The organism is Streptosporangium sp. NPDC003464 (assembly GCF_053588315.1).
Map to the genome: position 1 here is coordinate 21,741 of NZ_JBSFPS010000116.1, position 6,974 is coordinate 28,714.

Consider the following 6,974-nt stretch of genomic DNA (forward strand, 5'->3'; position numbering starts at 1 on the left):
CGTCACCTCCCGTACACCCGCTCCCCCGGGGGCCACCGGGTGATCGTCACCGGCAGATACTCCACCCGCCGTGTCCCGTCGGCGTCGCGGTAGATCAGCGTGTTGGCGAGGAACCTGTGGTCGTCGCGGGCCGGGAAGTCGACGCGCTGGTGCGCTCCACGCGACTCCTCACGCCGCAGCGCGCAGTGGACGATGCTCTCGGCCACGTCCAGCATGAACGACAGTTCGAGGGCGGCGACCAGCTCGGTGTTGAAGGTCCGGCTGCGGTCCTCGAGGCGGGCGGAGCGGAAGCGGTCCTGCAGGACGCTCAGCCGGTCGGCGGCCCTGGCCAGCGAGCCGCCCGAACGGTAGATCCCCGTGCTCTCCTCCATGGTCGCCCGCATCTCCTCGCGGATGGCGGAGATCGGTTCCTTCCCGTCGTCGCGGTTGAGCAGCCCGTGTTCCAGCCGCCGCCGCTCGTCCTCCACCTGCGCCCGTACGGCCGGCCGTACGGCGGTGCGGGCACCTTGCGCGTCCGAGGCGAACGAGGCGGCGGCCCGCCCGGCGCGGGCGCCGAACACGAGCAGCTCGGGCAGCGAGTTGGAACCCAGGCGGTTCGCGCCGTTGATGCTGACGCAGGCGGCCTCGCCGGCGGCGAACAGCCCCTCCAGGGGAGTGGCGCCGTGGATGTCGGTGTGGACCCCGCCCATCATGTAGTGCACGACCGGCCGCACCGGGATCAGCTCGCGGACCGGGTCGATGTTCTCGTAGCTCCGGCAGAGCTCGCGCACGAAGGGGAGCCTGGCGTCGATGACCGCCTTCCCGAGGTGGCGCAGGTCCAGGTGCACGATGGGTCCGTACGGGGTGTCGACGGTCCGGCCCTTGTCGACCTCCTTGACGAACGCCTGCGACAGGCGGTCACGTGGCCCCAGCTCCATGCTGCGCAGCACGGGCCCGGGCGAGGGCGTGCCGAGGTCGTAGTCCTGCAGGTAGCGGTAGCCGTCCTTGTTGACCAGCCAGCCGCCCTCGGCCCGGGCCGCCTCGGTGATGAGGATGCCGGTGAACGGCAGGCCGGTCGGGTGGTACTGGACGAACTCCATGTCCTTGAGCGGAGCCCCCGCCCGGTAGGCCAGGGCCATGCCGTCGCCGGTCTTGATGGCGGCGTTGGTGGTGAACGGGTAGACCTGGCCGCACCCGCCGGTGCACAGGACGACCGCCCTGGCGGTGATGGCCTCGATCCGGCCCGACATCAGCTCGATGGCGACGACGCCGGCCACCCGGCCGTCGTCGACCAGCAGCTTCGTCACATACCACTCGTCGTAGCGGATGATGTGGCCGTATCGGAGGGAGGTCTGGAACAGCGTGTGGAGCAGGTGGAAGCCCGTCTTGTCGGCGGCGAACCACGTGCGCATCTTCTTCATCCCGCCGAACGGCCGCACGGCCACGCGCCCGTCGGGCTCGCGGCTCCACGGGCAGCCCCAGTGCTCCAGCCGGAGCAGCTCCTCGGGGGCCTCCTTGACGAAGACCTCGACGGCGTCCTGGGCGCACAGCCAGTCCCCGCCGGAGACGGTGTCGTAGGCGTGCTCGTCGAAGCTGTCATCGGACCGGACGACCCCCGCGGCCCCGCCCTCGGCCGAGACCGTGTGGCTGCGCATCGGATACACCTTGGAGACGATCGCCACGCTCAGCCGTGGATCGTGCTCCGCGACGGCGATCGCGGCGCGCACCCCGGCGCCACCGCCGCCCACGATCAGGACGTCATGCGGGAGCGTCATGCCGCGCGGCCAACTCACGGGCGACGCCGTCCCCGGCTCCGTGCGCCGGCCGCGGGTCCACGCCCTCAGGTCCCATGGTCGGCTCCGAACTCCTCCCGGACCACCTTCCCGTCGTGCCGGACGGCCGTCACCTGGATGCTGCCGTCGTGGTATTCATGACGGATCCGGCGGCAGCCGCAGGAAAAGTATTCGTCCCTGATGACCAGGCCCTGTCCGTCGTCGTCCAGGTAGTGCTCGCCGTCCACGGTCTTCCCGCACGGGGCCTTCGCACCTGTGAAACGGATCTTCGTGCCAACCATCGTCCGCTCCCCTGCAGACGGCCGGGCGTCGCAGACAGCCGGGAGCTCCCGGCTCCGCACGCCGCGGTGGACCGGGACACGGCCCCGGACCGCACCGCGGACGCGTCTGGTCCGCCCTATACAACCCCAGCCTCTCACCCCCCAGACGCTGGGAGAAGACCCGCGATCAAGATTCCCGGGCCGGGCGGCGCCACGGGGGGACCCCGGGTTCTCCCGTGGTGGTTCAGCCGTGTCCGAGCCGCTGAAGGGGGTCAGCCGCGTCCGAGCCGCTGGAAGAACCGGAAGAACGAGCGCTTCTCGCGGGGCGGCGGCCCGGCGGCGGCGGGCTTCTCCTCGGCGGGATGGCGGGCCCGCCAGTCGCCGACGACCTCCTCCACGTCGATGAGCGGTTGGAGGAGCGGCGGGCCGGACAGGGGCTTCCCGTAGCTCTCACGGATCTTGTCGTTGATGGCGCCGATGATCCTGCGGGCCTCGGCCTCCGTCCGCGCGCCCACCGCCGCCGCCCGGGACTCCTCGGCCTCCTTGCGCAGCGCGAGCGTCCCCGGCAACGGGAACGACAGGTTCTCCGCCTGCATCTTCTGCCTGATCCACCACATCTCGTCGTACGGCCTGCCCTCGCCGGGGAGGGGTTTGCCCGCGCCCGGCAGGTCGTCGAACTCCCCGCGCTCGGTGGCCTCACGGATCTGCCGGTCGATCCACGTCTCGAAGCTGACTCCGGGTGGTTTGCGTTCCGTCACACTTTCACCTCCCATGCCGCGATCAGCATCACTTTCGAGGATAGCCAGGGCACATGGTGGACATCCGTCGCGTCGATCTGTCACTATTCCGGACATGATCGTAGGAAAGGACAGCGCCACCTCCATCCGGTGAGCGTTCTCGTGCAGCGGGAAGCTGCCGAAATCCGCGAAGAATGGCTGGGCTGGGCGTCGTCGGCGCTGCCCGCCGACCGTCCGGCCGCAGAGGCCGCCATCTCCGGGCTCTACCGCCTGATCGGGCTCCCCCCGCCACGTTTCCACTGGGTCTCCTCGCCGGCCGCGGCCCTGGCCACCGTCCCCCCCGGCGTGCGCCTACGGCCTTCGGAGGCCGTCGAGCGCATGTCCGAATGGCCGCTGCCACCGCGGCTCGCCGCTGTGATGAGAGAGCTGTGCCGCGGACTCGACGCCCAGGTCAGATGGGTTCATCAGCCGATGGACCAGCTGATCCGCCGGGAGGTCCGCGGCTCGCTCTCGCAGTCCACCAGATCGCTCCGCATGCCGCTCCAGGCGGCGTACGGCTCGCAGCCCCATCCGGGGAGCGGCTGGCACGACGTGCGGTGCGTCTCCTGGGTCGCCCACTACGACGCCCTCCGCCGGGCGGCCGGCGTGGTCTTCACCCCCGAGCAGACCCGGCAGCTCGACCTGTGGGCGGCGGTGGCCCGGTCATGCGGCTGGTGGTGGCCCCGCGAAGGCGTGTGCGTCGTATCCGAGCGGCCCGTCGCCATGCACACGGAGGTGTGGGGCGATGACGGCGAAGTGCGGCTGCACCGCGCGGACGGCCCCGCGGCACGTTACGCGGACGGCTGGGAGGTGTACGCCTGGCACGGGACGCAGGTGCCCTCCTGGGTGATCACGGATCCGAGCGTCCCGCGGATCGCGCGGGAGGCCAACGTCGAGGTCAGGCGGTGCGCGATCGAGCACATCGGCTGGGCGTCCTACATCGACCGGGCCGGGCTGCGGCTGGTCGCCTCCGCGCCCGACCCCGGCAACCCCGGCTCGGAACTGCGGCTCTACGACATGCGGAAGGAGACCAGGGTGCTCCTCGCGGTCAACGGGTCCGTCGAACGCGACGGACACCGCCGCCGGTACGGGCTGACCGTGCCGGGCTCCCTCGACGATCCGATCGCCGCCGCCGGCTGGACCTACGGGCTGTCCGCCGAGCAGTACTCCCTTCTCGTCCGCCGAACCTGAGGTGACCTCCATGACTGTGACTCTCGCTTCGCTCTCCCGGCAGACCGGACTCGCCGTGCTCGACCACCTTGAGCAGTCGGTGAGCATCCCCGTCGTCGACGGGCTCCAGGCCCAGGGCGACCTCATCGTCATCCCGCTCCCCGTCACCGCGCCGTCCGTGCGGCCCTGGTGTGACGCCGGCTGGACGGACGTGCCTCCCGAGGGGGTCGAACTGCTCCGCGGCGCGGCCGGGGGCAACCCGCACACGCTCGTCGCCGACCCCGGCACCTGCCGGTGGACGACCGACGTGCTGGACTCCGACGGGCTGGCGATCGGCATCTTCGAGACCTCGGCCGTCGCCTACCTGCTGCATCCCGAGCACGGAGCCACGGGCTGCACGCTGGGCGCCTATGCCGTCCGGCGGCAGCGCGAGTACGAAGGGCGCCGGGCGCGCCTCGTCGCGGACTGATCCCGGCGCCTGTCTCCTCCGGACGCGCGCCGGGCGTGTGCAGGATCTTCTCGACCGCACAGGGCGCAAGCCCAGGTCGTCATCACGACGGCCTGGGCTTCCCCGGTGTCCGCGGCGCGGCCTCCGGCCTGCTCGGTCCCACCCGGCGCAGCGCCCGCCACCGTCAGGGGCTAGGCGCCGCTAGCGGGAGTGCTCCCTGAGCGGTCCGTCGACTGCCAGTGGTGCGGGTAGGGCGGCTGCTGCTGCACCGGATAGGGCTGCTGCACCGGGTAAGGCTGCTGCACCGGGTAGGGGGGCCGCCACTGCCCCGGGTAGCCGCCCGGGTAAGGGGGCCGCCACTGGCCGGGGTAGCCGCCCGGGTAAGGGGGCCGCCAGCCCGGATAGGGGGGCCGCCAGCCCGGGTAGGGCGGATGCCAGCCCGGGTAGGGTGGCCGCCACTGGCCCGGGTAGGGAGGCCAGTGACCCTGGCCGGGCACCGACGACGCGGGCACGCAGTCGTACTGCGGGCAGGGCGTGGTGAAGCACTGCTTGGGCGAGGGCACGCAGACGCGGCCCGGGCCGCAGTTGATCGCCGCGCACGGAGATCCGGGACTGCACGAACCGGCCGCCTGCACGGCCGGCGCGGCGGCGGCGGCGACCGTCCGTACCGCCGCGGTGGCCGACGACCCGTCCGCCCACGCTGTGGTCGTCGCGGCCGGTGATCCGGCCGCGATGACCACAGCCAGGACAGGGATCAGTTTTCGGAGCATTTTTCCCCCAGTTGTCATGATCGCTTCTGACTTCTTCGGCGATGCTCGCACCGGGCGTTCCTGCTGACGGCAAAATGACTCTCAGCAAGTCGGATGGCTTGCCGAGAGTCAGGCGGCGACACCGCCGCGCCGGGCCCGGATCAGGGCCGGGGGGACGGCCCGCCCGCGGAGTGCCACCTCATCGGTCACTCCGTGGGGCCGGTCTCCAGATGCGTCGTCACGGGCGGTCCCGGGGTGCGGCCCACGGGGGGATACTCGCAGTCGAGCTGGCTGACATCCACGTCCCTGCTGCTGTTCCAGCTCTCGCCCTCCCGGGCGGTGTAGACGAACGTGCAGGCTCTGCCGTGCGAGTCGCTGAAGTTGGAGACGAAGATCTCGTCGTCGGCGGCGCATCCCGTCAGAGCCAGTGCGGCCACTCCGAGTCCTGCGCACCATGCTGTGGCGCTCCGGCGGGTCATGCCCGGATCGTACGTCCGGAAAGCCCGGGTGATCCGTCTCCTCACGGGGAGATCGGCATACCTGCGGAGGGTCGTTCACGGTCCTTCCACCGCACGGAACGTGACGCTAGTAGTAGCCCTTCCCGCCGTCGAGGAGCTCCCGGATGACGTCCACGTGGCCGGCGTGCCGGGCGGTCTCCTCGATCATGTGGAGCAGGATCCAGCGCAGGGACGCGGCGGCCACCCGGAAGTCCGGGTGCTTGCCCACGTCATCCAGCGAATGGGCCGCGATGATCTCGTTCGACACCGCGCACTGCCTGTCGTACTCCTCAAGGAGCTGCGCGAGCGGGATGCCTTCGACCATCATGTCGGCATCCTCGGGCCCGTCGTCGAACTGCGGTCCCCTGGCCGGCCGGCCCAGCAGCATGACCTCGAACCAGGTGTTCTCCACCCAGCGCATATGGGAGACGACACCCGCCATCGTCATGAGGGGAGAGGCGGGAAGGACGGATCGATGCGCGTCCGCGTCGGACAGGCCTTCGCATTTCCAGTGAATTATCGCGCGCTGCATGTCGAGCCAGCCGACGAGCTGGGTCCGCTCGTCCGCCTCGAAAGGAGGACGATTACGAGGAGGAGTCATGAACGCCGACGCTACCCCAGCGGAGATGAGGGCGCACCGTGATTTCGGCCGGGGCGGCTCCCGCGGACTCAGCCGGCCGGTCCGGGCCGGACAGGTGCCTCCGGCCGGTCCGGGCCGGACAGGCGTCCCCGGCCGGTCCGGGCCGGACAGGTGCCCCCGGCGGAGGCGGAGCCGGCGGTGTTCACCTCTCGCGCCGGTGGTGGGGGTGGCGGTCCACCAGGTCGGACAGGAGCGCCTCCCACCTGGCCCCGATGGTGGCGAGCCGGTAGCCGGCCGCGGTCTCCAGGGCGCGGACTCCGATCTCGCGGCGCAGCTCCTCGTCCTCGATGAGCGCGCAGATCGCGTCGGCCAGCGCCTGGATCTTCCCCGGCCTGACCAGCAGCCCGTCGGAGCCGTGGGTGATCAGCTCGGCCGGTCCGGTGGGGCAGTCGTAGCTGACCACCGGCAGTCCCTTGCTCATCGCCTCCAGGATGACCATCGGCATGCCCTCGCGGCGGGAGCTGAGCACGAACATCGAGGCGGCGCCGAGCTCCGCGCCGACGTCCTTGACGGAGCCTCCGAGGAGCACGTGCCCGGTCAGCCCGTGGCTGTCGATCGACGCCTGGAGCTTCTCCCGGCGCTGTCACCCGCGCCCTGGCCGGCCCCGGCGTCCCCGACCCACTCAGGGTGATCGTGGTCACCACCTTCGACCTCGACGAGTA

8 protein-coding genes and 2 pseudogenes are annotated in these 6,974 nt (G+C 71.4%); 3 read left to right on the forward strand and 7 right to left on the reverse strand.

The genetic code is table 11. The annotated features are described in order from the left end of the window. Positions 1-2: 2 nt before the first annotated feature. From frdA to ACWDS7_RS24890, 3 genes are all read right to left on the reverse strand, one after another. Entirely contained in the window at positions 3-1,754 is a 1,752-nt protein-coding gene (frdA, locus tag ACWDS7_RS24880) for a fumarate reductase (quinol) flavoprotein subunit (protein WP_451931227.1), read from the reverse strand. Between the two features lie 65 nt (positions 1,755-1,819). Further along, positions 1,820-2,053, reverse strand: a complete 234-nt coding sequence (locus tag ACWDS7_RS24885; RefSeq protein WP_451931228.1) for a hypothetical protein — start codon at positions 2,051-2,053, stop codon at positions 1,820-1,822. Between the two features lie 251 nt (positions 2,054-2,304). Further along, complete coding sequence (locus ACWDS7_RS24890) at positions 2,305-2,790, reverse strand: DnaJ family domain-containing protein (protein ID WP_451931229.1); 486 nt, start codon at positions 2,788-2,790, stop codon at positions 2,305-2,307. Positions 2,791-2,931: 141 nt separating this feature from the next. On the opposite strand from ACWDS7_RS24890, the gene ACWDS7_RS24895 reads away from it, so the two are divergent. Together ACWDS7_RS24895 and ACWDS7_RS24900 are read left to right on the forward strand one after the other, a co-directional pair. Further along, positions 2,932-3,999 carry a DUF6745 domain-containing protein gene (locus tag ACWDS7_RS24895; RefSeq protein WP_451931230.1) on the forward strand — a complete coding sequence of 356 codons (1,068 nt, stop codon included), beginning with the start codon at positions 2,932-2,934 and terminating at the stop codon, positions 3,997-3,999. Between the two features lie 10 nt (positions 4,000-4,009). Beyond that, positions 4,010-4,447, forward strand: coding sequence for a hypothetical protein (locus ACWDS7_RS24900; RefSeq protein WP_451931231.1), 438 nt, complete (start codon positions 4,010-4,012; stop codon positions 4,445-4,447). Positions 4,448-4,617: 170 nt separating this feature from the next. Here the strand turns inward: ACWDS7_RS24900 and ACWDS7_RS24905 are convergent, their stop codons facing one another. From ACWDS7_RS24905 to ACWDS7_RS24920, 4 genes and pseudogenes are all read right to left on the reverse strand, one after another. Next, on the reverse strand, positions 4,618-5,196 hold the full coding sequence (locus ACWDS7_RS24905) for a hypothetical protein (RefSeq protein WP_451931232.1): 579 nt from the start codon (positions 5,194-5,196) through the stop codon (positions 4,618-4,620). Positions 5,197-5,381: 185 nt separating this feature from the next. Further along, entirely contained in the window at positions 5,382-5,612 is a 231-nt protein-coding gene (locus tag ACWDS7_RS24910) for a hypothetical protein (protein ID WP_451931233.1), read from the reverse strand. Positions 5,613-5,760: 148 nt separating this feature from the next. Then, a complete protein-coding gene (locus ACWDS7_RS24915; RefSeq protein WP_451931234.1) occupies positions 5,761-6,273 on the reverse strand; it encodes a DinB family protein in 513 nt (170 codons plus the stop codon). A 181-nt stretch (positions 6,274-6,454) separates the two neighbouring features. Further along, a pseudogene (locus ACWDS7_RS24920) lies at positions 6,455-6,877 on the reverse strand (glycosyltransferase); the annotation flags it as partial. A gap of 20 nt (positions 6,878-6,897) precedes the next feature. Between ACWDS7_RS24920 and ACWDS7_RS24925 the strand changes: the two are divergent. Continuing rightward, positions 6,898-6,974, forward strand: a pseudogene (locus ACWDS7_RS24925) (DNA-binding response regulator); the annotation flags it as partial.